The sequence below is a fragment of the Streptomyces shenzhenensis genome (genome assembly GCF_003688995.1).
Taxonomy (GTDB): Bacteria; Actinomycetota; Actinomycetes; order Streptomycetales; family Streptomycetaceae; genus Streptomyces; species Streptomyces shenzhenensis_A.
The window spans coordinates 297,706-322,188 of the sequence record NZ_PENI01000005.1 but is presented as its reverse complement, the minus strand read 5'-3'; the positions used below and the strand labels follow the sequence as shown (position 1 = coordinate 322,188).

Here is a 24,483-nt window from a genome sequence, read left to right as displayed (position 1 = left end):
TCCGCCTTGCGATCCACGGCACCAGACCCCGCTCCCTGATCCGGCCTGATCCAAACGAAAGACCCTAGTCCCGCGCGGGCAGTCGGGCCGGCTGGGCCGTGGGGGTGTCGGTACCGGTGATCGACAGGGAGCCGGGGGTGGCCGGGGGCGGGTCGGTGAGCCAGCGCTGGCCGTCGGAGCCGTCACGGACCTTGACGACGACGTCGGCGACGGAGCCGTCGGCGCCCGGGGCGAGCGCGAGGGTCTCGTCCCAGCGGGGCAGCAACTCGCCCTGGACCGTGAGGTCGTAGCGCACGTCGGTGCCCCGCGTGCCGGTGGCCGGCGCGCAGGCGCCGAGAATGACCACACCGGCGTCCGCGTGCGAGTCCAGGCACAGTTCGGCGTCGGCCGCGTTGCGCAGCAGCCCGTCGTTCTCGTACGTCCACTGCTGGCTCCACGCCGGCGAGCACGCCGCGAGGACGATGCCGGCCCCGGCCCGCGGTCTGCCCTTGATGTCGAGGCACAGATCGGCCGCCGCGTTGCGCAGCCGGGTCTGGCCGAGCGCGCCGGGCCGGACCGGGGCGTCGGACGCGGACGGGGACACCGCGTCACTGCCCGGCAGTGTGCCGCGGCCGCCGGAGGCGCTGGTGGAGGAGACCGGGTCGGACCCGTCGCCGCCCTCCGGCCACACGCTGACGGCGAGCACCGTGGCGAGCAGCCCGACCCCGGCGACACCGACGCCTATGAGCAGGGTCCGCGGCGACCGGCGGGCCGCCCTGGCGGCGCGCCGCGCGGGTGCCGGTATCCGGTCCAGCAGGCGGTGCCGTCCGCTCCCGCCCGGCCGGCCACCGCCGTGCCGGGCCGTGCCGCGGGCCCGCGGGCCCGCCGGGCGGGTGCGGCCGGGACGCGAGTCGACATAGCGGCGGGCTCCCCAGCCGAGCACCGCCTCGGCCAGCAGCAGGCCCAAGCCGGCCTCGACATGGCCGAGTTGCTCGGCGGCGTGCCGGCAGTGGCGGCACTCCGCGAGATGCCGGCGGACATCCGGCAGCAGCGCGCCGCCACGCCGGATCGGCACGTCGAGGAGACGGTTGTAGAAGCGGCAGTCCTTGCTCGGCGCGAGTTCCCGGTGGGCGCTCACACAGCCTTCGCGGAATTTCTCCCGGGCGTGTTCGAGCGCGACGGCCGCGCTGTCCGCGTCCATGCCGAGCAGGCCGGCCGGGACGTTGATGGACTCGGCCTCGACCTCGGTGTGCCACAGCAGGCTCCGGTCGAGCGGCGGAAGGCCCTCGTACGCGCGCTCGGCGAGTGCGCGGTTCTCGGGGGTCAGGGACTTCGCCGCGCGCATGCCGCGGCCCCCCGCGGGCTTCCCCAGGCCCGGCATCACCTCGGTCATGCCCGCGTCGGCGGACCAGTTCTCGACCATGTCGCGGACGGCGACCAGCAGCCGGGGCCGCAGCGCGTCGGCGCTCTCGCCCAGCGCCACCAGGTCGAGGACCTGGTGGAAGGCGGCGGCGGTGACCAGGTGGGCGAGGCTGCCCGGGGTGGCGAGGCAGATCGCCGCGTAGTCCTGCGCCGGCTGCCAGTGCCGTGCCATCAGCAGCCCGGCGGATCGTGCGGCCTCCGCGTCCGAGCCCGCGCGCAGCGGAGCGGCGAGGGACTCGTCCGACTCTCCGGGTGCTGCGCCCGGCGGCGGATACGGGGGACGAGGGGGGCGGGGGGTGAACACGGAGCGGATTCCTTTGGTGCGTAAGGGGCGACCCTGAGCGTGCGCGCGGGGAGCGGGAATTCACCGGCGTCGCGTCGATCCCGGTCCGGTTCCTCGGTGGTCGAAATGAGGCCCGGCCTTTACCCCCCGCACGGGCCGATTCACCTTTGCACAACTCCCACACGACCAACAAGGCGCACGTGCAACATCGGCCGCGTTGAAGGAAAGTCAGAATGCCTGCCGGAAGCCGGTGTTGGTGTCCGGCCGCGGTGCGGGCGTGCACCCCGTGTGAAGCGCGTGCACGCATCGGTGCGGCGCGCACGCTCCCCCCGCGGGCGGCCGGATGGTCCACTGGGGACCGGCCTTCCCGAAAAGGCCCCGCGCGGAACGACGGCTCTCCCGCGCGCGACCGGCCGCCGACCCCGTTCCTCCCGCCCTCGGTCGGCGGCCCCGGGGCGGGGGGCCGGCGGCCGGACGGCCGTTCCCCCGCCCCCTTTCCCCTCTCCCCCGCCGCCCGAGGGTCCGGGGCCGTCCGCGCGCCGGGCTCACAGCTGCCAGGAACGGATCCGGTCGGCCGCGGCGTACACGTCCGCCTTGCCGGCCATCAGGTCACGCGTGAGGCCGACGAGGGCGCCGTGGGGCGGGTCGACGCCGACGCCGCTGGCGAACATGTAGGCCACGGCGGTGGCGCAGGCGAAGCGGGCGTTGGCCGACGGCAGCGGCCTGAGCAGGGCGAGGGTGTGCAGCAGGGCGGCGGCCCGCCAGGCCGGATCGGCGTCCGCACCGAGCCGGGGCGGGTCGACGCGGTGCCGGGCGACGGCGGCGACCAGCGCGGAGAGGTCGTCGACCGCCGGCTGGTCCGGGAGCACTTCCTCATGCCGCTGGAGCAGCCAGGGCACGTCGATGTGGAAGACGGGCGGCATCGGTTCAGGCGGCCCGTCCCACACCCTTGGCGGGCGGTTCGTCGTCCGGGAACGCGGCGGCGAACTCGGCGGCATGGGCGGCGAAGAAGCGGCGGAAGGCCTCGGCGCCCTCCTGGAGTGCCCGGTGCCGGGCGATGTCGGCCGCGGCAGCCTCACGCACGAGTGCCTTCATCGACGTACCGCGCTCCTTGGCGATCTGCCGCAGGTCCGCTAGCTCGCGTTCGCTGAACTCCACATTGAGAGCTGGCATGCCCTCACGGTACTCCCCGGGTACTTACCGGTAAATACCCGCAGGTCAAGCGCCATCCCGCACGGTACCCGCGGCGGCCGAGGACCATGTCCGACGCCCGCCGGTGACACGGCCGTCCGCGCAGCAGACTCGTACTCACAGGCACCGGGGGAACCCGGACGAACGGGAGACGAAGGAGTGGATCACGATGACCCTGTACACCGTCCACGACAGCCCGCTGGGCGAGCTGCTGCTGACCGGCGAGGAGTCGGCCGGCGGCCTCGCGCTCACCTCCCTGTCCCTGCCGGGGCAGCGCGGCGCGCCCGCGGTCCGAACCGCCCGGCGCCGCGACGACCGGGCCTTCGCCGCGGTGACCGCCCAGCTGGACGCCTACTTCGCGGGCCGGCTCACCCGGTTCGAGCTGCCGCTGGCCGCCGCCGGGAGCGCGTTCCGGCAGCGGGTGTGGCGGGCCCTGGAGGACATCCCGTACGGCACCACGACGACGTACGGCGCGCTGGCCGAGCGGCTGGGCGTGCCGCGGGCGGAGGTCCGGGCAGTGGCCGCCGCCGTGGCCGCCAACCCGCTGCTGATCGTCCGCCCCTGCCACCGGGTGGTCGGCGCCGACGGCTCGATGCGGGGCTATGCGGCCGGGGTCGAGCGCAAGGTGCGGCTGCTCACCCACGAGGGCGCGCTGCAGCCGCTGCCGGTGCGCTGAGGCGGCGGCCATGACACGCACCGAAGCGCAGGCCCGCCGCCGCGTGGCCGCCACCGACTGGGGTGCGCTCGCCGCGGAGCTGGACGCGCAGGGCAGCGCGTCCACGGCGGTACTGCTGACGCCCGCCGAGTGCCGCGAGCTGGCCGCCCTGTACGAGAAGCCGGAGCTGTTCCGGACCACCGTGGACCTGGCCCGGCACCGGTACGGCTCCGGCGCGTACCGCTACTTCACCCATGACCTGCCCGCGCCGGTGGCCGCGCTGCGTGCCGCGCTCTACCCGCGGCTGCTGCCGGTCGCCCGCGACTGGGCGGCGCGGCTGGGCCGTCCGGCACCGTGGCCGGACTCGCTCGACGCGTGGCTGGCGCGCTGTCACGCGGCCGGCCAGGACCGGTCGGCGCAGATCCTGCTGCGCTACGGGCCGGGCGACTGGAACGCCCTGCACCGGGACGTGTTCGGCGACCTGGTCTTCCCGCTCCAGGTCGTCGTCGCCCTGGACGAGGCGGGCACCGACTACACCGGGGGCGAGTTCCTGATGGTCGAGCAGCGGGCCCGGGCCCAGTCCCGGGGCACCGCGACGGTCCTCCGGCAGGGCCACGGCCTGGCGTTCACCACCCGGGACCGCCCGGTGCGCACCCGGCGCGGCTGGTCGGCCGGCGCGATGCGGCACGGGGTGAGCACCGTGCGCTCCGGACGGCGGCACACGCTGGGCCTGGTGTTCCACGACGCGGCATAGCCCCGGGCCCGCGCGGGCCCCGGGTCCGCCGTCCCGCACGCCGCGGCTTCGTGCGTGCCCCGGACGCCGTGACCGCTCGGCTACACGTCCAGGCGGCTGATCCGGACCGCCCCGCGGGCCTCGCCCGGGTGGGCGCTCGTCAGGGTGAGCCGGATGCGGGAGCCGCGCACGGCGGCGAACGTGAGCACCGTGGGAGCGTCCGAGACGGTGGCCCAGTCCACCTGGAGGCCCCGCACGGGCACATACCCGTGCCCGTCCCACACGGCCGCCGCCACCGCGGCGGGCAGCGAGTGCGCCGCGTCGACGGTGAAGCCGACCGCCACCCGGTCGAAGGTCCGGGTCCGGCCGAGGTCCACCGAGACCCAGTCCTCGGGACGGGCACCGGTGAAGGCGGGCAGCAGCGCCGTGGCCGCCTTGGTGAAGCCGTTGGACCAGCCGGTGGCCGGGTCACCGTCCAGCATGGCGGCGGGCAGGGTGTCGGGACGGCCGGAGTAACTGGCGTCCGCGTACGGGAGGTTCGGGAGCGCCGGCGGGTCGGGCGGGAAAGCGGCCGCGGGGGTGGCGGCGACCTGCCGGGCCGGCGTGGTGCGCACGCTGACCCTGCCCGTGCGCAGTCCTGCCACGCGCGCGGTGACCTGGAGGGTGCCCGCCCGGGTGCCGGCCCGTACGATCGCCAGTGCCTTGCCGTGGAAAGCGGTGCGGGTGCTCGCCTGATAGCGCTCGGCGCTCTCCTGGCGGCCGTTGTCGACTCCGGCCAGGGCGCCGCCGCGCACGTCGAAGGCGATCAGGTGCTCGGCGTCGGGCACCACCACCCCGTGCGCGTCGGTGATCTCGGCGGTCACGAACACCAGCGAGCGCCCGTCGGCTGCGAGGGACGCCCGGTCGGCCGTCAGCCGTACGGTGTGCGGATCCCCGGCCGTGCGCAGCACATCGGTGGCGACCACCCGGCCGTCCCGCCGGGCCACGGCCTTCAGTTCGCCCGGCCGGTACGGCACCCGCCAGCTGAGGTGCAGCTTGCCCGCGCTGCCGTTCGGACTGGTGTAACTGCCCGGGTAGGGTCCGTCGGTGACGGTCTTGTCGTCGCCGGTGGCCTCGGTGGTCTCCAGATAGCCGCGGCCGTCGGTGGTCCGCTTGCCGTCGAACTCCCGCACGCCCAGCGACGTTCCGTCGAGGAACAGCTCCACGGACGGCACGTTGGCGTACGCCCAGACCTCGACCGTGGCCCCCCTCTCGTGGTTCCAGCTCATCGGCAGCAGGTGCACCATCGGCTCGTCGGTCCACTGGCTGCGGAACAGGTGGTACATGTCCTTGGGGAAGCCGGCCGTGTCGACCGCGCCGAAGAAGGACGCCTTCACCGGGAACACGTCGTACGGGGTGGGCTCCCCGAGGTAGTCGATCCCCGACCACAGGAACTGCCCGGCGAACCACTTGCGGTCCCGGTCCTTCTTGTGGCCGTACTCGCCGCTCATGGTCCAGGAGGCGAGGTTGTTGTCGTAGGAGGAGGTCGCGCGGCTGCCCGGCGTGTGGTTCTCGCCGGTGTTGAGGTGCTCCGGCTCCTGGTACGTGCCCCGGGTCGAGGTCTGCGACGACGACTCGGACTCGAACAGGAACAGCCGCGGGTAGGCCGCGTGCAGCGCGTCCACCGACTCGGCGGTGTTGTAGTTCAGGCCCAGTCCGTCGAGCTTGGCGAGCATGAGGTCGGCCGCCGAGCCCTTCGCCGGAAGTCTGCGGTATTTGTCGGAGCCGATGACCAGCGGGCGGGTGGCGTCGGCGGCTCTGATCGCGTCGATGATCCGGTCGGCCATGGCGAGCCCGGCGGTGCTGGTCGAGTCGGGGATCTCGTTGCCGATGGACCACAGCACGACGGCGGGCGAGTTGCGGGCCGCGAGGACCATCTCGGTGGCGTCCCGCTCGCACCACTCGTCGAAGAACCTGCCGTAGTCGTAGCGGTTCTTGCCGGTGCGCCAGCAGTCGAAGGCCTCCACCAGCAGCACGACGCCCAGTTCCTCGCAGATCCGGATCAGCTCCGGGGCGGGCGGGTTGTGCGCGGTGCGCAGCGCGTTCACGCCCATCGACCGCATGACGGTCAGCTGCCGGCGCACGGCGTCGGCGCTGACCGCCGCGCCGAGGGCGCCCTGGTCATGGTGGAGGTCGACGCCCTTGAGCTTGGCGGGGACGCCGTTGAGCGAGAAGCCCTCGTCGGGGTCGAAGCGGTGACTGCGGATGCCGAAGCCGGTGCGGTAGCTGTCGGTGGTCCGGCCGCCGACGCTCAGCTCCGTCTCCAGGGTGTAGCGGTGCGGGTCGGTGAAGTCCCACAACCGGGGCCGGGCGACGGTGAGTTCATGGGTCTCGGTGGCGGCGTCGGTGACCGCTGCTGTGGACGCCGTCCGGGCGACCGTACGGCCGTCGGCATCGACGATCCGGGAGTGGATCCGTACCTCGGCGGGGGCGCCGGACTCGTTCTGCACGTCGGTGCGCACACGGACGACGGCCCGCTCGGCGCTGATGTCCGGGGTGGTGACGCAGGTGCCCCAGCGTGGCACGTGCACCGGCTCGGTGATCACCAGGCGGGCCTCGCGGTAGATGCCGCTGCCCGAGTACCAGCGGCTGCTGGGCAGTTGGTTGCGGACACTGACCGCGAGGACGTTCGGGGTGCGGCCGTCGGTGTGCAGCAGGCCGGTCAGGTCGAAGGCGAAGCCGGTGTAGCCGTAGGGGTGGCGGCCGACTTCGGTGCCGTTGCAGTGGACGTACGCGTCCATGTGGACGCCGTCGAACTCCACCGAGATCCGGTGGCCCGCGCACTCGGGCGGCAGGGTGAAGGCGAGCCGGTACCAGCCGAGGCCGCCCGGGAAGAAGCCGGTGCCGCTGGTGGTGCCGTGCTCGGTGGTGGGGGTCCGTTCGATGCTCCAGTCGTGCGGGACCGCGACCTCGCGCCAGGCCGAGTCGTCGTACCCGGGGTCGGCGTACTCGCCCGTCGCGGCGGTGGCGCCGACCGGGTCGGCCAGCGCGAAGCGCCAGCCGTCGCGCAGCGGGAGCGTGCGCCGCCCGGCGGGGCCCGCCGCCTCGGCGGCCCAGGCGCCGGGCGCGCCCAGGAGCGCTCCGGCGGCCGGTGTCGCCGTCGCGGCGACCAGAACCGATCTGCGTGTGACCGTCATGGCGGCTCTCCCTCATCAGGGCCCAGAAGCACTCACAACTGATCGTGACCAAACAGATTCTGACGGTGTGCCATAGCGGGGCGTCAAGGGGTCGGGAGGACTCCCCGGGGCGGATTCGCTTCGGCCAAAATCCCCTCTTGACCGGCCGGGGCACAGGGGTCCGGCGGTCCCGAGCCGCCGTCCGTCGGCGGGGCCGACGCACTACGCTGGAACACAAGTGACGTACCTGCTCACTGTGAGTGTGCGCTGGGGAGTGGCGACGATGAGCCCGGTCCATCCGTTCGACGACGCGGCGACGGCCCGTGCCGTCATCGGTGACGACGGCACCCTGGTCGCATGGAACGACGGCGCCCGCCGGCTGCTCGGACACCGCGCGGCCGAGGTCGTGGGCCGCCCCGCGGCCCGGCTGCTTGCCGGTGACGGCACCCCGGCCGCGCCCACCGCCCCCCGCTGGGACGGGACGGTGGAATTGCGCCACCGGGACGGCCGCACGGTCCAGGTGTGGCTGCTCGCCCACCGCCGCCCGCCGCGCGACGGCCGGCCCGGCGACTGGCTCGTCGTCACCCCGCTCACCGGCCGCACACCCGACACCCCCGACGACCCGCCGGACACCGCCGTACTGACCCAGTCCCCGTGCGCCGTCGCGGTCTACGACGACCGGCTGCGACTGTGCCGGATGAACGACGCCATGACCGAGGTGGTCGGCCTGCCCGAGGAGCGCGTCCGGGGCCTGAGACTGTCGGAGATCGGCGGCAAACCGCAGAGCGAGGAACTCGAGGCGGCCCTCCTCGGCGTGCTCACCACCGGCCGGCCCCGGGACGTGCACACGTACACCCGCACCGGCGGCGAGGAGCAGGCGCACGCCTGGCTGGCCCGGATGGCCCCGATCACCGACGCGGCCGGGCGGGTGCGGGGCGTGTGCCTGGCCGCCCACGACTTCACCGACAACTATCTGGCCCGGGAGCGGCTGCAGCTCGTCAACGAGGCGAGCATGCGGATCGGCACCACCCTGGACGTCACCCGCACGGCGCAGGAGCTGGCGGACGTGTGCGTGCCCGCGCTCGCCGACTTCGTCAGCATCGACCTGCTGGATCCGCGGAGGCTGGACGGCGAGCCGTCGCGGCGGATCACCGCACCGGTCACGCTGCGCCGGGTCGCGCACCGCTCGGTGCTGCCCGGCAGCCCCGAGGCGGTCACCGGACCCGGCCAGGTCGCCGACTACCCGGAGTCGTCCCCGCAGGCCGACTCGCTCACCTCGGGCCGTACGGTCGTCGGCTCGGTGCCGTCCGAGAACCTCACCCGGTGGCTGTCCACGGAGTCGGCGCGCGCCCGGCGGGCCCTGGAGTCCGGCGTGCACTCCGTGATGTCCGTGCCGATCGGGGCCCGCGGCCTGACCCTCGGGGTCGCGGTGCTGAGCCGGCACCGGCGCCGCGATCCGTTCACCCCGGACGACGTCCTGCTGGCCGAGGAGGTCACCGCCCGGGCCGCGGTCTGCATCGACAACGCCCGCCGCTACTCCCGCGAGCGCGAGACCGCGATCGCCCTGCAGCGCAGCCTGCTGCCCCGGACGCTGCCGCGCACCGCCGCCGTGCAGGCCGCCTCCCGCTATCTGCCCGCGGCCCGCGCCGGGGTGGGCGGCGACTGGTTCGACGTCATCCAGCTGTCCGGGATGCGGGTCGCCATGGTCGTCGGCGATGTCGTCGGCCACGGCATCCAGGCCTCGGCCACCATGGGGCGGCTGCGCACCGCCGTACGCACCCTCGCCGACATCGACCTGGCCCCCGACGAGCTGCTCACCCACCTCGACGACCTGGTGGTCCGGCTGTCCGAGGAGTCGGGCGAGTCGGCCGGCGACGCGGGCGCGGTCGGCGCGACCTGCCTGTACGCCGTGTACGACCCGGTCTCGCGCCGCTGCACCGTGGCCCGCGCCGGGCATCCCCCGCCGGTCCTGGTGCCGCCCGGGGGCCCGCCGCGGCAGCTGGACCTGCCGGCCGGGCCGCCGCTGGGCCTGGGCGGGCTGCCGTTCGAGTCGGCCGACCTGAAGCTGCCCGAGGGCAGTGTGCTCGCGCTGTACACGGACGGTCTGATCGACAACCGGGAACGGGACGTCGGCGCCGGTCACCGGCTGCTGCTCGAGGCCCTGGCGGCGCGCACGGACTCGCTGGACGAGACCTGCGACCGGATCCTGCGCCGGGTGCTCCCGCCGGGCGGCGTCCCGGACGACGTGGCCCTGCTGGTGGCCCGCACCCGGGGGCTGCCCGCCTGCCAGGTCGCCTCGTGGGACATCCCCGGCGACCCGGCCCTGGTGGCGCCGATCCGCAAGGAGGTCGTGGACCAGCTGGACGCCTGGGCGCTCAGCGGGATCTCGTTCACCGCGGAGCTGGTGGTGAGCGAGCTGGTCACCAACGCCATCCGGTACGGCGCGCGCCCCATCCGGCTGCGGCTCATCCACGGCGCGGAGACCCTGATCTGCGAGGTGTCCGACACCAATCACACGGCACCGCACCTGCGGCGCGCCAAGACCTGGGACGAGGGCGGCCGGGGGCTGCTCCTGGTCGCCCAGCTCACCCAGCGGTGGGGCAGCCGGCACACGGCGGAGGGCAAGACGATCTGGGCGGAGCTGGCCCTGGTCGAGGAGGAGTAGCGGGCGCTCGGCCCGGCACAGCCGACGGTGCGGACATCGGCGCGGGCCGGGGAACAATCCCTGTGGGCCGCGAACCTTTTCCGCGGTCCGCGCATCGGAGTGTGATGACGGCGCACGAGGCGCCGCGGGCACGCGTCCGGCGCGCCCCGAGGATCCGGGAGTGTGGACAGACATGGCGTACACGTCACAGACCTCGCACCGGGCGGCCCTGCTCGTGACCTCCGTCGCCGTGCTGGGCCTCCTGACCGCCTGCGGCGACGGCAGCGGCGTCCGGAGCGGTCCGCAGCAGGTCACGGGCACGGCGGCGGACGCGACCGGCGGCGGCCCGACGGCGGCGGACACCGCGGCGGACGGCACGACGGCGCAATCGCCGGCTGGGGAGCCACCGGCCGGCGAGCCCTCCTCCCTGCCCGCCTCGGACGGCGCGGCGGGCACCGGGGCGACGCCCGCGGCCGGCGGCACCCGCTGCCACACCTCCGAGCTGAGCGCCTCCGTGGGCCGCAACAACCCGGGCGCGGGCCAGGAGAACTTCCCGGTCGTGCTCACCAACGAGTCCGCCCGCACCTGCACGGTGCGCGGCTACCCGGGCGCCGCCTTCGTGAACGCCTCGGGCGGCCGGCTCGGTCCGGACCCCATACGCTCCTCGGGCACGCCCACGACCGTGACGCTGAAGCCGGGCCGGAGCGCCTGGGCCGGGCTGACCTTCTCCAACCCGGAGATCAGCGGCGCCCGGACGGCGACGCCCGCCGCGCTGCTGATCACCCCGCCGGACGAGCGGGACCAGCTGAAGGTGGCGTGGACGGCCGGCGCGGTGCCGGTGTCCGGCAACGCCTCCGCCGTCCTGCTGACGGTCCTCGCCCCCGGCAACGGCGCCTGACCGACCCGCTCCCCCGCGCACCCCGCCGTCTCTCCGTCGACCGGCTGGTCGTGACGGCCGGTCAGCGTCCCCGGTGACCGCCGCCGGAGCCGCGTACGCCGCCGTCGTACGAGCCGTCCCAGGAGCAGGAGCCCGGGTACCCGTAGGAATAGGGATACGGGTAGAGGTGACGGCCGGAGCCGGTGGAGCAGGTGCCGATCGAGCCGCCGCCCCACGGGGTGGACCGCGGGTCCGGCTTCTTCGGGGCCGACGGGGCGGGGGACGCGGACGGGGTCCGCTCGGCCCCGGGGGTGACCTCGGCGGTCGCGGTGGGCGACGGCACGCCGTCGGTGTCCCAGTTGACCATCTGCATCTGGAGTTCGGCCCGCGAGGTGTCGATCACCCAGCGCTGGGCGTTGCCGGCCGAGCGGTTCTTCACGACGAGGGCGCCTGACCCGTCGGTGGCGGCGGGGGCGAGGGCCAGGTCCTGGTTCCAGCGGGGCACGAGGGCGCCCTGGAGGGTGAAGTCGTAGCGGACGTTCCTGGTGCGGGGCTGTGCCGCGCCCGCGCACGGGGCCAGCCGGACCGAGTAGCCGAGGTGGGAGTCGAGGCACAGGTCCGGGGCGGCGGCGTTGCGCAGCAGTCCGTCGGTCTCGTACGCCCACTGCTGGCCGGCGGCCGAGGAGCACGGGGCCAGCCGGGCCTCCGCGCCCTCGACGGGCTTCTTGCCGGTCGCCCCGATGCAGAGCCCGGAGGCGAGGTTGTGCAGTCTGCCGCGCAGGGTGCCCTGGGCGGACCCGCTCGCCCCGATCCAGGACGGGTCCGCCGACGCGGAGCCCGAGCCGGGTGTCCGGCCGGGCTCCGTGCCGGGAGCGGTGTCGTGGCCGGGGCCGAACGCGGACCACAGGACGAACGGCAGCACGACCAGCGCGCTCACGGTCGTCGCGGCCAGGACGAGGTTGCGCCGGCGGACCCGGCGGGCCGCCCGCTGCGCCGAACGCCCGGCGCGGGCGCGGGAGCCGGACAGCGGACGGCCGACGGCCCCGCCGCCGGTGGAGCGGCGGCCGGCGGCGCGGCGCACCGGCGCCCCATGGTCGTCGGCTCCCGCCGCGGCACCGGCCGCCGGCTCGGACTCGTCCGGTCCGCCCGCCGGCGGACCGAAGGACTCGCCGCCGGGCGGCCCGGACGGTGCGGGCCGGTCCTCGGCGGGCTCCTGGGCCGGTCCGACCCGGGACGCGACGTACTCCTGGGCGCCCCAGCCGAGCACCGCCTCGGCCAGGGCGACCCCGAGCAGCCCGTTGAACTGGTCCAGCTGGTCGGCGGTGTGCCGGCAGTGCCCGCAGCCGCCCAGGTGCCGGCGGAGGTCCGGGTCCATGTCGGCGCCGTCGCGCCGGTAGGTCACGTCGAGCATCCGGACGTAGCGCAGGCACTCCTCCTCCGGGGCGAGTTCGCGGTGCACCTGCAGACACTCCTCGCGCAGCCGCTCCCGGGCCCGCTGCAGCTCCACGCCGGCGATCCGCTCGTCCAGGCCCAGCAGGGCGACCGGGACCACCATCGGCTCCGCCTCGGCCTCGGTGTGCCACAGCAGCGCGCGGGCGGTCTGCGGCAGCCGCTGGAACGCCCGGGACAGCAGGCGCCGGTTCGCCGGCGGCAGCAGCCGGGCCGCGGCCCGGTCCCCGGCGGCGGTGCCGGAGCGCAGCGCGGCATGGAGCAGTTCCTGGCGTCCGTCCGCGTCCCACTCGGCGGCGATGCGCCGCACGGTGACCAGCAGGTGGGGGCGCCAGGCGGAGGTCGGTGGCCCCACCTGCCTGAGCGATTCGCCGAAGAGCCGGGTGAAGGCCGCCGTGGTGAGCATTCCGGCCGCGCGCGGCCCGTCGGTGCACAGCCGGGCGTAGCCGAACACGGCTTCCCAGTGCCGGTCGAGCAGTTCGCCCACGGGGTGCAGCGCGGGCGTCGTCCCCGTCCACTTCCGCAGTTCGGCGCTCAACTGTTCGTCCGTGATGTCGAACGGTCGAGCGGTACCCGGGGAATTCGAGGGGCCTGCGTCTTTCACGGCAGCATTCCTCCCAGACGCGCTGCGGATTAAGTCCGTACCAGGGGATGCGGCATCTCGAACGCCGGCCGTGTGCAGCCTTTTTGAAGGAAAATCCATGGTCCGCAGCGCCGCACGCACACCCTGTCACAGGGCGTCATGTCAGAACAAGCGATTGCTGGGTTTTCGCATTGCCGGGCGGGCCACGGGAATTGACGAAACGTCAAGGTGCAGCATTTGCCGGTTGTCGCCCGGGCGACGGCCGAATTAAGTCCCGGTACGCGCTCGGGACCGGTATGCGCCGCACGGCCCCCCGACCGTCAGTGGCCGCTGATGGCGTGCGGGGTGTAGGACTGCTCCAGCGCCGCCAACTCCTCGCCGCTCAGCTTCAGTTCCACGGCGGCGACGGCGTCGTCGAGATGGTGCGGCTTGGCCGCGCCGACGATCGGCGCGGCCACCGTGGCCTGGTGCAGCAGCCAGGCGAGGGCGATCCGGGCCCGCGGCACCTCCCGCTCGGCGGCGATCCGGCCGACTGCCTCGACGATCGAGCGGTCGCTCTCCAGGTAGAGCCGGCTGCCGAAGGCGTCGTTGGTGCTGCGCTCGGTGACGGCGCCCCAGTCGCGGGTCAGCCGGCCGCGGGCGAGCGGGCTCCAGGGCAGCACGCCCACGCCCTGGTCCGCGCAGAGCGGGAGCATCTCCCGCTCCTCCTCGCGGTAGATCAGGTTGTAGTGGTTCTGCATGGACACGAACCTGGTCCAGCCGTGCCGTTCCGCCGTGTACTGGGCCTTGGAGAACTCCCACGCGTACATCGAACTGGCCCCGATGTAGCGCACCTTGCCCGCCTTGACGAGGTCGTGGAGCGCCTCCATGGTCTCCTCGACCGGGGTGTCGTGGTCGTAGCGGTGGATCTGGTACAGGTCGACGTAGTCGGTGCCGAGGCGGGTGAGGCTGTGGTCGATCTCCGACATGATCGCCTTGCGGGACAGCCCGCCCCCGTTGGGCCCGGGGCGCATCCGGCCGTGCACCTTGGTGGCCAGCACGATCTCGTCGCGCCTGGCGAAGTCGCGCAGCGCCTTGCCGACGATCTCCTCGCTGGTGCCGTCGGAGTAGACGTTCGCGGTGTCGAAGAAGGTGACGCCCGCCTCCAGCGCCTGCCGGATCAACGGGCGGGCGGCCTCCGCGCCGAGGGTCCACTCGTGGACGCCGCGGTCCGGTTCGCCGTAGGTCATGCAGCCCAGACAGATCCGCGACACGTCCAGGCCCGTCGAACCGAGCTTCGCGTACTGCATCGTTGCTGCTCCTGCCTTCGGGACGGTTGGCTCTTCGGAGCGTACGTCGTCGCCCGGACCCGACTTGACTGCGGCGGGGCACGGCGGCTTTGATCGTGATCACGTGCCCGGCGCCCCGCGCGGGCACGCAGAGGTGCGCCCAGCCGGTGACGGACACGTTCTCAGCCCGGCCCCAGTCGCCAGGACCGCCGCGCCGGTCCGAGGCGGGGCCGTACCCGCGATGGATGGAGCGGTCATGCCCGCGAAGGGTGCACTCCGACTCGCAGGTCCCGGGACGGCCGTCGGCGCGCGGCTCGTCACCGCGGTCGTCACGGCGGCGCTGCTGCTGACCGGCTGCGGATCCCCGGCGGACTCCGGAAAGGACCGGCCCGATGCCGGCCGTACGTCGTCCGAGGTACGGCTGCCGCCGCGGCACGCCGGCTTCGACTACCAGCTCGGCGGCGCGTATCGGCCCCCGGCCGGCGTCCGTGTCGTCAGCCGCGACCGCACGGCCTCGCCCGCGCCCGGCCTGTACAACATCTGCTACGTGAACGCCTTCCAGGCCCAGCCGGGCGAGACGGACAGCTGGCCCGCCGACCTGCTGCTGCGGGACGCCCGCGGCAAGGTCGTGGTGGACGAGGACTGGGACGAGCCGCTGCTCGACATCGGCACCGCGGCCAAGCGCGAGCGGGTGGCGAAACGGGTGGGCCGCTGGATCGACGGCTGCGCGGACAAGGGCTTCGACGCGGTCGAGCCGGACAACTACGACAGCTACACCCGGTCCGGGAAGCTGCTGACCGCCGAGGACGCGACCGCGTTCATCACGCTGCTGTCCCGGCACGCGCACGCCCGGAACCTGGCCATCGCGCAGAAGAACACCCTGGAGCTGGCCGACCTCCGGCAGCGGACCGGCCTCGACTTCGCGGTGGTGGAGGAGTGCGGCGAGTGGGACGAGTGCGGCGCGTACGCCGAGGCCTTCGACGACCGCGTCCTCGTCGTCGAGTACACGGACGACGGGCTGCGCAAGGCCCTCGCGGGCTTCGGCGACCGCCTCAGCATCGTCCGCCGGGACATGGCGGTGTCGACTCCGGACAGCGAGGACTACGTCCGCAGGGTCCGCTGAGTCCCGGCGCGGCCGGCGCACGGCCGCCGGGCTACGACCCGGCTCCGGGCCGCTCCAGCAGGTCCAGGGCGCGCTCCCACCCGAAGTCCGGCCTGCGGCCGGTCTCGTCGGCCTCCCCGGTGTACGGCGCGCCGATGCGCACGCCCATGGCGCGCAGCCGCTCCAGGCTCGCCCGGTAGGCGGGGTGGGCGGCCAGCGCGTCGCCCACGCAGGGCAGGACGGCGATCGGCACGCCCAGCCCGTACGCCTCGCAGAGGGTGCCGAGGGCGAGGGTGTCCGCGCTTCCCGCCGCCCACTTGTTGAGGGTGTTGAAGGTGGCCGGCGCGACGACCACGGCGTCCGGCGCCGGGAAGGGGCGCGGGTCGGCGGGGGTGCGCCACGCGGAGCGGACGGGACGGCCGGTCTGCGCCTCGACGGCACCGGCGTCGAAGAAACCGCCCAGGGCGACCGGGGTGGCCGTGACGCCCACCTCCCAGTGCCGCTCCTGGGCGGCGGTGATCAGTTTGCCGACGCCCGCGGCGACCCCGGCCGCGCACACGACGAGCTGGAGAAAGGGCTTCTCGTCCTGTTCGGTCATCCGGGCACCCTACGCCGCCGCGGGACCGGCCGGGGCCGGGTCAGGCGGGCTCGTCGGTGACGGTGATGGCGCCGACCGGGCAGGCACGGGCGGCGTCGCGGACCAGCGGGTCGCCGCCGCCGTCCGCCCGGCCGGGCAGCAGCATGCTGTAGCCGTCGTCGTCCTGGGTGAAGACGTTCGGCGCGGTCAGGGCGCACTGGCCCGCGCCGATGCAGACGTCCCTGTCGATCTCGATGTGCATGGCACGAGCCTCTTACCAGGTCACGGGGAGTTCCAGCATCCCCTGGATCGTGTCGCCGGGCTTGAACGGGATCTCGTCCGCGGGCGCCGCGAGGCGGAGCGTGGGCAGCCGTTCGAACAGGGCGGCCAGGGCGATCTCCAGCTCGGTGCGGGCGAGGTTCTGGCCGAGGCACTGGTGGATGCCGAAGCCGAAGGCGACGTGGTGGCGGGCCGGGCGGCGCCAGTCGAGCGTGTCAGGTCCGGGGTAGACGTCCGTGTCGCGGTTGATGACCGAGGTCGAGAAGACCACGGCGTCACCGGCCCGGATGGTCGCCCCGGCCACCTCGACGTCCTCGGTGGCGAGCCGCAGCAGTCCGTCCGCGATGGACAGCATCCGCAGCAGTTCCTCGACCGCTGCGGGCAGCAGGGAGGGGTCGGCGCGCAGTTCGGCGAGCCGCTCGGGGTGCTGGAGCAGCGTGTAGGTGCCGAGCGAGATCATGTTGGCGGTGGTCTCGTGGCCGGCGATCAGGAGGATGATCGCGAGGGCGATCAGCTCGTCCCGGTCCGGTGTGCCCTCGCGCGCATGCTGCTCGACCAGCTCGTCCAGCAGGCCGTCACCGGGCTCCGCGCGCTTGCGGTCGATCAGGTCGCCCAGGTACTCCTCCAGCCGGTCCCGGGCGTCCTGCGTCACCTCGGCCGTGGGGCCGCGCAGCAGCCGCCGGGACTGCTCCTCGAAGAACTCGTGGTCGGCGTAGGGGACGCCGAGCAGCGCGCAGATCACCATGGAGGGCACCGGCAGCGCGAACGCGCCGACCAGTTCGGCGGGCGGCCCCTGGGCGATCATCCGGTCCAGCAGGTCGTCGACGATGCGCTGGATGCTCGGCCTGAGCGCGGTGGCCCGCTTGAGCGTGAAGCTGGGGATCATCATCCGGCGCTGGGTCCGGTGCTCGGGGTCGTCGACGCCGAGGAGGGCCGCCTTGCGGTCGCGGACCTTGGCGAACCGGGGCGTCGTGATGGGGAAGCCGGCCCGGGTGCGGTTGCTGGACAGCCGTGGGTCGACCAGCAGGTCGCGGGCGAGCGCGTGCCCGGTGACGAGCCACGCGGTGCGGCCGTCGTAGAGGGTGACACGGGCCAGTGGCCGGGAGGCGCGCAGCGGGTCGTAGCCGGCCGGCGGGTGGTAGGGACAGCCCCGGTCCTGGGGGAAGGCGACGGGTTCCGACAATTCCGTCATGGAAGACCTCACAGACGAAGAGTGCGTCGTACCGATCTTCATTAGATGCCCGAGGCACCTAACGTGCGACGCAAAGTTCGGCCAGATCGGTTACCTGCGCAATCTGGCCGGGAAGCGACTCTTCCGTTTCGTGCTTCGATTGCCCTCACGGGGGGTGCCGGACGTATGGAACCGGCCATTCCACGATAGTCCATCGCCCGCCTCCGACGACGGCCGCGAGAGGGGTGCGTCCGGGCGGGACGACGGCGCGTGCTGGATGAAATCCGCGGTCACCGGTGTTGAATCGCCCGGTAGTCAGCTCGGTTCCGACGAGGAGACAGCATGCCTCTTGAGGGTGAGTACGAGCCCAGTCCGACCGCGTGGGTCCGGGAGCAGGTCGAGTTGTACGAGAGTTCCGGTGGCACCGAGGGGACGACGCTGCTGGACACGGGGCTGCCCGTCATCGTGCTGACCACCCGGGGCGCGCGCAGCGGCAAGATCCGCAAGACGCCGCTGATGCGGGTGGAGCACGACGGGCGGTACGCCGTGGTCGCCTCGCAGGGCGGTGCGCCCAAGCACCCGGTCTGGTACTTCAACATCGCCGCCGATCCGCGCGTGGAACTGCAGGACGGACCGGTCAGGCAGGACATGACGGCCCGGGAGGTCACCGGCGCGGAGAAGGCCGAGTGGTGGGAGCGGGCGGTGGCCGCGTATCCGCCGTACGCCGAGTACCAGGACAAGACGGCCCGGCAGATCCCGGTCTTCGTCCTCGAACCGGCCGCCGGAAGCTGATTCCGGCCGGGCGCCGAAGCCATCCGGAAAATCTTGCGCCGCCAGGCATGAACGGGCCCCGGCCCGGGCACTCCTGCGACAGGCCCCGCCGCGCTCCCCCGTCGCGGCGGGGCTTCGCCGTACCGGCGGGAAGAACGACTCCATTGCCACAGCCGAGGTGCGCCGAGCGCCGGCGGGGCGGCGGCAATCACCGGATCGGCCACCGGCGGTGACCCGCACACCGCCGCACACCCGCCCCCGGGCCGTCCGCGCGGGCCGCAGACGGACGATCCGGCGCGTCCCTCGGGGCCGGGCGGCACCGGGCGGGTGTTCCGGCCCGGCGAGCGCGCGGCGCGGACCTCTTGTGGGGGCAGGGAGTGTACGTGGCTCAAAAGGCGTGAGCAGTAACACACATCACGGCGATCTTGAGGGATAGATCATTTAGGCTCTGGGCATCCTCATACTGCTCCCTGTCTCAACTGACCGGCCAGGAAGCTCAGTTCGAGGGCGCGGGCGGCCGTCCCGGCCGCCCGCCCGCAGGGGCGGGGGGGCTCTGCGTTCCGTCTCCCGAAAGGAACCGCATGCCGCAGGACGTCACCTTCGACCTGCCCTTCAAGACCCCCGTCAGCCCGCATCTCGAACACGCGCGGTCGCGCCATCTGCGCTGGATCTGGGACATGGGCCTGGTGCGCAGCCAGGCCGGATTCGCGGAGTACCGGTCCTGGGACCTGCCACAGGCCGCCGCACGCACCTACCCACACGCCTCGGCCGACGACATGGCCGTCCTCATGAACTGGTTCTCGCTGGCCTTCCTCTTCGACGACCAGTTCGACGCCGGCCAGCCGGACCGCGCCGACCGGATCGCGGAGGTGGCACGCGAGCTGATCGTCACGCCGCTGCGCCCGGCCGGCAGCCGTCCCCGGGTGGTCTGCCCGATCACCGTGGCCTGGGCGGAGGTCTGGCAGCATCTCTCCGATGGCATGTCCTTGACATGGCAGTCGAGGTTCGCCGCCTCCTGGGGACGGTTCCTGGTGGCGCACTGCGAGGAGGTCGACCTGGCGGCCCGCGGGCTGGCCGGCACGCTCACGCTCGACGAGTACACCGCCTTCCGCCGCCGCACGGTGGGCATCCACCACAGCATCGACGCGGGCGAGCGCAGCCGCCGCTTCGAGGTACCGGCCGAGGTCCAGGCCCATCCGGTGATGGAGCGGATGCGCGATCTGGCCGCCGACACCATCGGGTTCATGAACGACATCCACTCGTTCGAGCGGGAGCGGCGCCGGGGCGACGGCCACAACCTGATATGCGTGCTGCAGCGGGAGCGGGGCGGCTCCTGGCAGGACGCGGCCGACGAGGCGTACCGGATGACGAACGAGAGCCTTGCGGAGTACGTCGCCCTGGAGGCGCGTGTGCCGCAGATGTGCGACGAACTCGGCCTGGACGAGACGGGGCGGCAGCGGGTGCGGATGGGCGTGGAGGCCATCCAGCACTGGATCAACGGCAACTACGAGTGGGCGCTGACCACCGGCCGCTACGCGGCGGCCAAGGAGGGACCGGCGGCCACCGCAGAACGGGCCGGGCGCGGCTCGGTGGACGACCTGCTCGCCGTGTGAACGCAATGCCGCGGGGCCGCCGTCCGGTGGGACGGCGGCCCCGCGCGCGTCAGGCGGCGAACTCCACCGGCAGGCTGTCCAGCCGGGACTCCCAGGTGGAGGCCGTCGAGGTGAGCTCCGCCGGTGGCACGGCCAGCCGCAGGCCGTGCAGCCGGTGCAGCAGGACATCGACGGCCGTCTCGATGATGCCCTGGCCGAGGTTCTGCCCCGGGCACTCGTGCGGCCCGGCGCTGAACGCCAGATGCGACTGGTTGCCGACGACCGAGACGGCCGTGTCCGGGCGGATCTGCGGATCCGCGTTGCCCGCCGCGAGGCCGAGCACCAGCAGATCGCCCTCCTTGATCGGGCAGCCGCCGAGCTCCAGGTCGGAGGTGGCGAACCGGCCCGGCAGCACCGCGAGCGGCGGGGTGTTCCACATGACCTCCTCCACCACGGCGGACATGTTCAGCTGCCCGCTGACCAGTTCGGAGCGCCGCTCGGGGTAGGTGAGGATGAGTTGCAGCGCCCGCGCCAGCAGGTTGCTGGTCATGGTGTGGCCGGTGATCAGCACCAGGCGCAGATGGTTGACGAGTTCGTCCTCGTCCAGATCGGCGGAGTGGCCGATGAGCCCGGAGGCGAAGTCCGAACCCGGCTCGGAGCGCTTGCGGGCCGCGAGGTCACCGAGGACACTCATGATCTTCTCGTTGTGCGCGAGGGCGTCGGCACCGCCCTTGAGGATCTGGTTGCTGGACTCGGCGAGGGTGCGCCCCTCCCGCTCGGCCAGCCCGAGGACCCGGGTGAGGACCAGCATCGGCAGGTAGTCGGCGAAGTCCGTCACCAGGTCGGCGCGGCCCGCGTCCTCGAACGCGTCGATCAGCTTGTGCGCGAAGTGTGTGACGTGCCGCCGGATGCCGCGCCCGGTGACGCCGAGGAGGTTGTCGGTGACCGCACCGCGCAGCCTGCGGTGCGGTTCGCCGTCCTGGGAGACGCAGTCGGGCCGCCAGCCCAGCATCTGGATGAGCGGCGAGGTCTCGGCGACCCGGCCCTCCTTCCAGTCCCGCCAGATCCGCGAATCCCGGCTGAACTGGAGCGGGTTGTCCAGCACCCGCCGGTTCTCCCGGTATCCGAGCACCAGCGAGGCGGGGATGTCGCCCTCCAGCAGGATCGGGGCGACCGCGCCGTGCTGCTCGCGCAGCACCGTGTAGATGCCGTGCGGATCCCGCTCCGCGTCCGAGCCGTACAGCCGGGTGACGCCCGCGCCGTGGGCGACCGGGCAGCCGCCCGACGCCCCGGGGTCGTGGGACTGGTCGTTCATCGGGACTCCACTGCGACGGCCGAGCGTTCCTGCAGGTGACGGATGAGCGCGACCAGCACATCACGGCTGGAGGCGCGGTCGCGGGCGTCGCATTCCACGACCGGGGTGTGCGGGGAGATGTCCAGGGCGTCCCGGATCTCCTCGACCGGATGGTTCGCGGAGTCCGGGAAGACATTGAGGGCGATGACGAAGGGCACGTTCTGCCGCTCCATCTCCTCGATCGCCCGGAAGCTGGAGGCCAGCCGCCGGGTGTCCACCAGGACGATCGCCCCCAGCGCGCCCTTGAACAGACCGTTCCACAGGAACCAGAACCGCTCCTGGCCCGGGGTGCCGAACAGGTAGAGCATCAGGCTGTCGTTGAGGCTGATCTTGCCGAAGTCCAGGCTGACGGTGGTCTCGGCCTTGTCGGCGATGCCGATGAGGTGGTCGTCGCCGGCACTGGCCTGGGTGAGGGTCTCCTCGGTGGTGAGCGGCTTGATGTCGCTGACGGCGCGGACCATGGTGGTCTTGCCGGTGCCGAACCCGCCGGCGATCATCACCTTGACCGAGCGGGTGCCTCCGGCGGCGGGTCGGCCGGATTGGTCAAAGCCTTTCAAGTCCACTGAGTACCTCCTGAAGGAGCGCGAGGTCGAGCCCGCGTCCGGCGTCGTGGGCCGGGATGGGGTCACGGGCTTCGACGCGGCCTGCGTCCAGCAGATCGGCCAGCAGCACCGCGAGAATGTTGAAGGGCAATCCGAGATGGGCGCCGAGTTCGGCAACCGACAGCGGATCGCGGCAGCGCCGGACAATATCCTCGTGCTCGTGTTGCATGCCCGGAGCGGGGGCGGTCAGGGAGACGATGAGGGTCGCCACGTCGAGACTCGACGCAGAACCGCCCGGCCTGCTGCGTCCGTTGGTGAGGACGTAGTAGCGCTCAAGGCCGGACGGGTCCGTGGGCGGACGGGGAGCACTCATCCAGAGTGCTCCTCCAGGCGCGGAGTGGTGCCGAGCAGCTCGCCCATGCGGCGAGCCAGATCTCTCATCTGGTGGCCGAGCAGGCCCTGGTCGAGTCCCTCGCGGGTCAGGACGCCCAGATAGGTCTCGACACCCGCGCGGACGACGAACAGATGCCCGCCGTCGACCTCGATCATCGCGAGCCGCAGCTGGCCCGCGTACTTGGGGAACTGCTCGGCGACCGGCTGGGCCAGGGCCTGCAGCCCGGCCACCACCGCCGCGAAGCGGTCCACGTCGTCGGGGTCTTCGGCGCCGAAGGACGTGATGGCCTTGCCGTCACTGGAGGCCACGAGGGCGAAGCGGATCTCCGGGATGCTCTCCACCAGATCGCGGAGCGCCCAGCTCACGTCGGTTCCTTGTTGCGTCATGTGGACTAGTCGCTCTCTTCAGTGCGGTGCTCGGTGGACTCACGGGCGGCGGACTCCGCGGACCCCGCTGCGGCTTCGGGTGCAGGGCCGGGTGCGGCCTCGCCGGACTCGGCGTGCGCATGGCCGGCAGAGTCGCGGCCCGCGGTGGCGAACGCCGCCAGGCCGGCGAAGGACGCGTCCGGCGGTACGGCGGAGACGGCGGTGGCACCGCCGCGTCCGGCCTCTTCCGAAGGCTCCGTCTCGCGCCGTCTGCTCCGGCGCCGCGGCAGTCCGCCGGGCGTGGTCTCCAGGACCTCGGCGGGCTCGGCCGCGGGCGGTGCGGCGACCGGGCTCTGCTCCACGACCGGCGCCGGGGCCGCGGCGGGCGCCGGGGCCGGGACGATCGGGTCGGCGGCCGGAACGGCGGACGGGGCCGCGGGCAGCGCACTGAAGTACTTGTGCGGGACCACGACGACGACCGAGGTACCGAGCCAGGGCGAGTCCGCGAAGGTGACACGGATGCCGTAGCGGCGGGCGAGGATGCCGACGACGCGCAGACCGATGGTGGCGTCCTCGGAGACGCCGCCGAGACCGGGGCCGGGCGCGGTGCCCGCGAGGGAGTGCTCCGCCTCGCGCTTCTTCTCCTCGCTCAGTCCCTTGCCGGAGTCCTGGATCTCGATGCCGACGCCGTTCGGGACCTCCTTGCCGGAGATGACCACCCGCTCGGTGGGCGGCGAGTACCGGGCGGCGTTGTCCAGCAGGTGCGCGAAGATCAGCGTGAGATGGTCCACCAGCCCGCCGTCGACGCCGAGTTCGGGCAGGTGGCGCACCTCGACGCGGTGGAAGTCCTTGATCCGGCCGATGCCGCCGCGCACCACGCTGAGCAGCCGCTGCGGCTCCTGCCACTGCCGGCCCGGCCGGTCCGAGCCGCCCAGGACGCCGATGCTCGCGGCGAGCGAGTCGGCGGGGCCCAGCTCCTGGTCCAGCTGCATCAGGCCGCGCGCCACGGTGGGCAGCCGGCCGTGCTCGCCCTGCATCTCGTGCAGCCGGCCACGGAGCTTGCTGGTCAGTACGTGGATGCGGTTGCCGATGCTGATCACGGCCTGCTCGGCGGAGGTGGAGCGGTTGAGCTCCTCCTCGATGCTCATCAGCGAGGTCCGCAGGATCCGCCGCAGGTCCGCCTGGAGATCCGGCGCGACGTTGGCGAACTGCATGCCCGGCAGCACGTCGTCGATGGCGTCGCCGTCCCGCAACTGCTCCAGCGCCTCGGGCAGTTGCTCGTCGGCGAGCAGGGCGACCGCGGCCCGCTGGTGGGCGAGCTGCTCCTCCCAGATCTCGGCCCGGTCGGCGAGTTGGGCCTCGTACGACTTGGCCTGATCGGCGAGCCGTTCCTCGTAGGCCCGGGCGGCGTCGGCGAGCTGGGCCTCCTGGGCCGCGGCCCGCTCACCGGCCTGGGCCTCGAAGGCGGCGCCCTGCTCGGTCAGCTGCGCCTCCAGGGAGGCGCGCTCCGCGGCGAACTTCCGCTCCAGGCCGGCAACATGCTGCTGCCACTGCTGCGAGTGTTCGGCCTGTGTGGTACGGGAGCTGTCCTGCAGGCCGCGCAACTGCCGCTGGGAGCGGATCAGCAGCCGTACACACACGGAGCCGGCAGCAGTCACGGCGGCACCGGCAACGGCAGCGGTTATTCGCTCCGAGCTCATGAAGGTGGCGGCAACCGTCCCGCCTCCCATGGCCAATGGCATCAGCCACCAGCTGTACCAGGCGACAGGGGCCCGCGCCGCCGGTGGCGGAGTGGCGAGTTCCATCTGCATCCTTCGAAAGCAACACGATCACGATTTGGTGGTGCGCAAGGACCGCACTCATGAATGGGCACGGCGAGTCAACCGCTCGATGGAACGGTCCCGTCAACTCGCGGTGACGTTCTGGAGCTTATCTGGTTCGAACGAGAAAAGATCAACATCGCGGGCCTGCGGACGTGAGGGTTCCGTCACTGTCCGACAGGTGGCCCGAATCGCCAAACGCCTTACAAATCAGGGGACTTGGCCGCAGAACCCGCCGCTGAGCCCGCCCCGCACACGGCCGAGAACCGACGGCCCG

At 73.3% G+C, this 24,483-nt stretch carries 21 protein-coding genes; 7 read left to right on the top strand and 14 right to left on the bottom strand.

Annotated features, from left to right (window positions below; genetic code table 11):
- Nucleotides 1-64 precede the first annotated feature (64 nt).
- The 3 genes from CTZ28_RS11170 to CTZ28_RS11160 all read right to left on the bottom strand — a co-directional run bounded on the left by CTZ28_RS11170 (nucleotide 65) and on the right by CTZ28_RS11160 (nucleotide 2,857).
- On the bottom strand, nucleotides 65-1,705 hold the full coding sequence (locus CTZ28_RS11170) for an RICIN domain-containing protein (protein WP_121889143.1): 1,641 nt from the start codon (nucleotides 1,703-1,705) through the stop codon (nucleotides 65-67).
- A 524-nt stretch (nucleotides 1,706-2,229) separates the two neighbouring features.
- Nucleotides 2,230-2,607, bottom strand: coding sequence for a toxin Doc (locus CTZ28_RS11165; RefSeq protein ID WP_121889142.1), 378 nt, complete (start codon nucleotides 2,605-2,607; stop codon nucleotides 2,230-2,232).
- A 4-nt stretch (nucleotides 2,608-2,611) separates the two neighbouring features.
- The gene (locus CTZ28_RS11160) at nucleotides 2,612-2,857 is read right to left on the bottom strand and encodes a hypothetical protein (protein ID WP_121889141.1); all 246 of its coding nucleotides are present in this window, start codon (nucleotides 2,855-2,857) and stop codon (nucleotides 2,612-2,614) included.
- Nucleotides 2,858-3,044: 187 nt separating this feature from the next.
- Here CTZ28_RS11160 and CTZ28_RS11155 point away from each other — a divergent pair, with 187 nt between their 5' ends.
- Both CTZ28_RS11155 and CTZ28_RS11150 read left to right on the top strand, forming a co-directional pair.
- Nucleotides 3,045-3,551 carry a methylated-DNA--[protein]-cysteine S-methyltransferase gene (locus CTZ28_RS11155; RefSeq protein ID WP_121889140.1) on the top strand — a complete coding sequence of 169 codons (507 nt, stop codon included), beginning with the start codon at nucleotides 3,045-3,047 and terminating at the stop codon, nucleotides 3,549-3,551.
- Between the two features lie 10 nt (nucleotides 3,552-3,561).
- A complete protein-coding gene (locus CTZ28_RS11150; protein ID WP_121889139.1) occupies nucleotides 3,562-4,284 on the top strand; it encodes a 2OG-Fe(II) oxygenase in 723 nt (240 codons plus the stop codon).
- 80 nt (nucleotides 4,285-4,364) lie between these two features.
- Here CTZ28_RS11150 and CTZ28_RS11145 read toward each other — a convergent pair whose 3' ends face one another.
- Nucleotides 4,365-7,439 carry a glycoside hydrolase family 2 TIM barrel-domain containing protein gene (locus CTZ28_RS11145; RefSeq protein ID WP_121889138.1) on the bottom strand — a complete coding sequence of 1,025 codons (3,075 nt, stop codon included), beginning with the start codon at nucleotides 7,437-7,439 and terminating at the stop codon, nucleotides 4,365-4,367.
- A 262-nt stretch (nucleotides 7,440-7,701) separates the two neighbouring features.
- On the opposite strand from CTZ28_RS11145, the gene CTZ28_RS11140 reads away from it, so the two are divergent.
- Together CTZ28_RS11140 and CTZ28_RS11135 are read left to right on the top strand one after the other, a co-directional pair.
- Nucleotides 7,702-10,083, top strand: a complete 2,382-nt coding sequence (locus CTZ28_RS11140) for a SpoIIE family protein phosphatase (protein ID WP_121889137.1) — start codon at nucleotides 7,702-7,704, stop codon at nucleotides 10,081-10,083.
- 172 nt (nucleotides 10,084-10,255) lie between these two features.
- Nucleotides 10,256-10,960, top strand: coding sequence for a DUF4232 domain-containing protein (locus CTZ28_RS11135; RefSeq protein WP_121889136.1), 705 nt, complete (start codon nucleotides 10,256-10,258; stop codon nucleotides 10,958-10,960).
- Between the two features lie 61 nt (nucleotides 10,961-11,021).
- Here the strand turns inward: CTZ28_RS11135 and CTZ28_RS11130 are convergent, their stop codons facing one another.
- Together CTZ28_RS11130 and CTZ28_RS11125 are read right to left on the bottom strand one after the other, a co-directional pair.
- The gene (locus CTZ28_RS11130) at nucleotides 11,022-12,992 is read right to left on the bottom strand and encodes an RICIN domain-containing protein (protein WP_183154342.1); all 1,971 of its coding nucleotides are present in this window, start codon (nucleotides 12,990-12,992) and stop codon (nucleotides 11,022-11,024) included.
- Nucleotides 12,993-13,291: 299 nt separating this feature from the next.
- A complete protein-coding gene (locus CTZ28_RS11125; RefSeq protein ID WP_121889135.1) occupies nucleotides 13,292-14,260 on the bottom strand; it encodes an aldo/keto reductase in 969 nt (322 codons plus the stop codon).
- A 235-nt stretch (nucleotides 14,261-14,495) separates the two neighbouring features.
- Here CTZ28_RS11125 and CTZ28_RS11120 point away from each other — a divergent pair, with 235 nt between their 5' ends.
- On the top strand, nucleotides 14,496-15,362 hold the full coding sequence (locus CTZ28_RS11120; RefSeq protein ID WP_121889134.1) for an endo alpha-1,4 polygalactosaminidase: 867 nt from the start codon (nucleotides 14,496-14,498) through the stop codon (nucleotides 15,360-15,362).
- Between the two features lie 31 nt (nucleotides 15,363-15,393).
- Here CTZ28_RS11120 and CTZ28_RS11115 read toward each other — a convergent pair whose 3' ends face one another.
- From CTZ28_RS11115 to CTZ28_RS11105, 3 genes are read right to left on the bottom strand one after another with little or no spacing between them, the layout of a single operon-like run.
- Nucleotides 15,394-15,939 (bottom strand): flavoprotein, encoded by a 546-nt coding sequence (locus CTZ28_RS11115; RefSeq protein ID WP_121889133.1) that lies wholly within the window; start codon nucleotides 15,937-15,939, stop codon nucleotides 15,394-15,396.
- A 40-nt stretch (nucleotides 15,940-15,979) separates the two neighbouring features.
- Nucleotides 15,980-16,180, bottom strand: a complete 201-nt coding sequence (locus CTZ28_RS11110) for a ferredoxin (protein ID WP_121889132.1) — start codon at nucleotides 16,178-16,180, stop codon at nucleotides 15,980-15,982.
- 12 nt (nucleotides 16,181-16,192) lie between these two features.
- Nucleotides 16,193-17,389: a cytochrome P450 gene (locus CTZ28_RS11105; protein WP_259471545.1), complete on the bottom strand. Its 1,197-nt coding sequence runs from the start codon at nucleotides 17,387-17,389 to the stop codon at nucleotides 16,193-16,195.
- 321 nt (nucleotides 17,390-17,710) lie between these two features.
- On the opposite strand from CTZ28_RS11105, the gene CTZ28_RS11100 reads away from it, so the two are divergent.
- Nucleotides 17,711-18,160, top strand: coding sequence for a nitroreductase family deazaflavin-dependent oxidoreductase (locus CTZ28_RS11100; protein WP_121889130.1), 450 nt, complete (start codon nucleotides 17,711-17,713; stop codon nucleotides 18,158-18,160).
- 560 nt (nucleotides 18,161-18,720) lie between these two features.
- Nucleotides 18,721-19,752: a 7-epi-alpha-eudesmol synthase gene (locus tag CTZ28_RS11095; RefSeq protein WP_121889129.1), complete on the top strand. Its 1,032-nt coding sequence runs from the start codon at nucleotides 18,721-18,723 to the stop codon at nucleotides 19,750-19,752.
- 49 nt (nucleotides 19,753-19,801) lie between these two features.
- Here the strand turns inward: CTZ28_RS11095 and CTZ28_RS11090 are convergent, their stop codons facing one another.
- The 5 genes from CTZ28_RS11090 to CTZ28_RS11070 are packed head-to-tail and all read right to left on the bottom strand — an operon-like array spanning nucleotide 19,802 to nucleotide 24,191.
- Nucleotides 19,802-21,046, bottom strand: coding sequence for a cytochrome P450 (locus tag CTZ28_RS11090; protein ID WP_121889128.1), 1,245 nt, complete (start codon nucleotides 21,044-21,046; stop codon nucleotides 19,802-19,804).
- A complete protein-coding gene (locus tag CTZ28_RS11085; protein ID WP_121889127.1) occupies nucleotides 21,043-21,648 on the bottom strand; it encodes a GTP-binding protein in 606 nt (201 codons plus the stop codon). The genes CTZ28_RS11090 and CTZ28_RS11085 overlap by 4 nt, the downstream gene beginning before the upstream one ends.
- Nucleotides 21,629-22,000 (bottom strand): DUF742 domain-containing protein, encoded by a 372-nt coding sequence (locus CTZ28_RS11080; protein ID WP_121889126.1) that lies wholly within the window; start codon nucleotides 21,998-22,000, stop codon nucleotides 21,629-21,631. The genes CTZ28_RS11085 and CTZ28_RS11080 overlap by 20 nt, the downstream gene beginning before the upstream one ends.
- Entirely contained in the window at nucleotides 21,997-22,407 is a 411-nt protein-coding gene (locus CTZ28_RS11075) for a roadblock/LC7 domain-containing protein (RefSeq protein ID WP_121889125.1), read from the bottom strand. Before CTZ28_RS11075 ends, CTZ28_RS11080 begins: the two co-directional genes overlap by 4 nt.
- A 5-nt stretch (nucleotides 22,408-22,412) precedes the next feature.
- Nucleotides 22,413-24,191 (bottom strand): sensor histidine kinase, encoded by a 1,779-nt coding sequence (locus CTZ28_RS11070; RefSeq protein WP_121889124.1) that lies wholly within the window; start codon nucleotides 24,189-24,191, stop codon nucleotides 22,413-22,415.
- Between the last annotated feature and the right edge of the window lie 292 nt (nucleotides 24,192-24,483).

Excerpts from the sequence above, each read along its gene's own strand:
- CTZ28_RS11165 (WP_121889142.1), bottom strand. The coding sequence starts at position 2,607 with ATGCCGCCCGTCTTCCACATCGACGTGCCCTGGCTGCTCCAGCGGCAT.
- CTZ28_RS11160 (WP_121889141.1), bottom strand. The coding sequence starts at position 2,857 with ATGCCAGCTCTCAATGTGGAGTTCAGCGAACGCGAGCTAGCGGACCTG.
- CTZ28_RS11155 (WP_121889140.1), top strand. The coding sequence starts at position 3,045 with ATGACCCTGTACACCGTCCACGACAGCCCGCTGGGCGAGCTGCTGCTG.
- CTZ28_RS11150 (WP_121889139.1), top strand. The coding sequence starts at position 3,562 with ATGACACGCACCGAAGCGCAGGCCCGCCGCCGCGTGGCCGCCACCGAC.
- CTZ28_RS11145 (WP_121889138.1), bottom strand. The coding sequence starts at position 7,439 with ATGACGGTCACACGCAGATCGGTTCTGGTCGCCGCGACGGCGACACCG.
- CTZ28_RS11140 (WP_121889137.1), top strand. The coding sequence starts at position 7,702 with ATGAGCCCGGTCCATCCGTTCGACGACGCGGCGACGGCCCGTGCCGTC.
- CTZ28_RS11135 (WP_121889136.1), top strand. The coding sequence starts at position 10,256 with ATGGCGTACACGTCACAGACCTCGCACCGGGCGGCCCTGCTCGTGACC.
- CTZ28_RS11125 (WP_121889135.1), bottom strand. The coding sequence starts at position 14,260 with ATGCAGTACGCGAAGCTCGGTTCGACGGGCCTGGACGTGTCGCGGATC.
- CTZ28_RS11120 (WP_121889134.1), top strand. The coding sequence starts at position 14,496 with ATGCCCGCGAAGGGTGCACTCCGACTCGCAGGTCCCGGGACGGCCGTC.
- CTZ28_RS11115 (WP_121889133.1), bottom strand. The coding sequence starts at position 15,939 with ATGACCGAACAGGACGAGAAGCCCTTTCTCCAGCTCGTCGTGTGCGCG.
- CTZ28_RS11110 (WP_121889132.1), bottom strand. The coding sequence starts at position 16,180 with ATGCACATCGAGATCGACAGGGACGTCTGCATCGGCGCGGGCCAGTGC.
- CTZ28_RS11105 (WP_259471545.1), bottom strand. The coding sequence starts at position 17,389 with ATGACGGAATTGTCGGAACCCGTCGCCTTCCCCCAGGACCGGGGCTGT.
- CTZ28_RS11100 (WP_121889130.1), top strand. The coding sequence starts at position 17,711 with ATGCCTCTTGAGGGTGAGTACGAGCCCAGTCCGACCGCGTGGGTCCGG.
- CTZ28_RS11095 (WP_121889129.1), top strand. The coding sequence starts at position 18,721 with ATGCCGCAGGACGTCACCTTCGACCTGCCCTTCAAGACCCCCGTCAGC.
- CTZ28_RS11090 (WP_121889128.1), bottom strand. The coding sequence starts at position 21,046 with ATGAACGACCAGTCCCACGACCCCGGGGCGTCGGGCGGCTGCCCGGTC.
- CTZ28_RS11080 (WP_121889126.1), bottom strand. The coding sequence starts at position 22,000 with ATGAGTGCTCCCCGTCCGCCCACGGACCCGTCCGGCCTTGAGCGCTAC.
- CTZ28_RS11075 (WP_121889125.1), bottom strand. The coding sequence starts at position 22,407 with ATGACGCAACAAGGAACCGACGTGAGCTGGGCGCTCCGCGATCTGGTG.
- CTZ28_RS11070 (WP_121889124.1), bottom strand. The coding sequence starts at position 24,191 with ATGGAACTCGCCACTCCGCCACCGGCGGCGCGGGCCCCTGTCGCCTGG.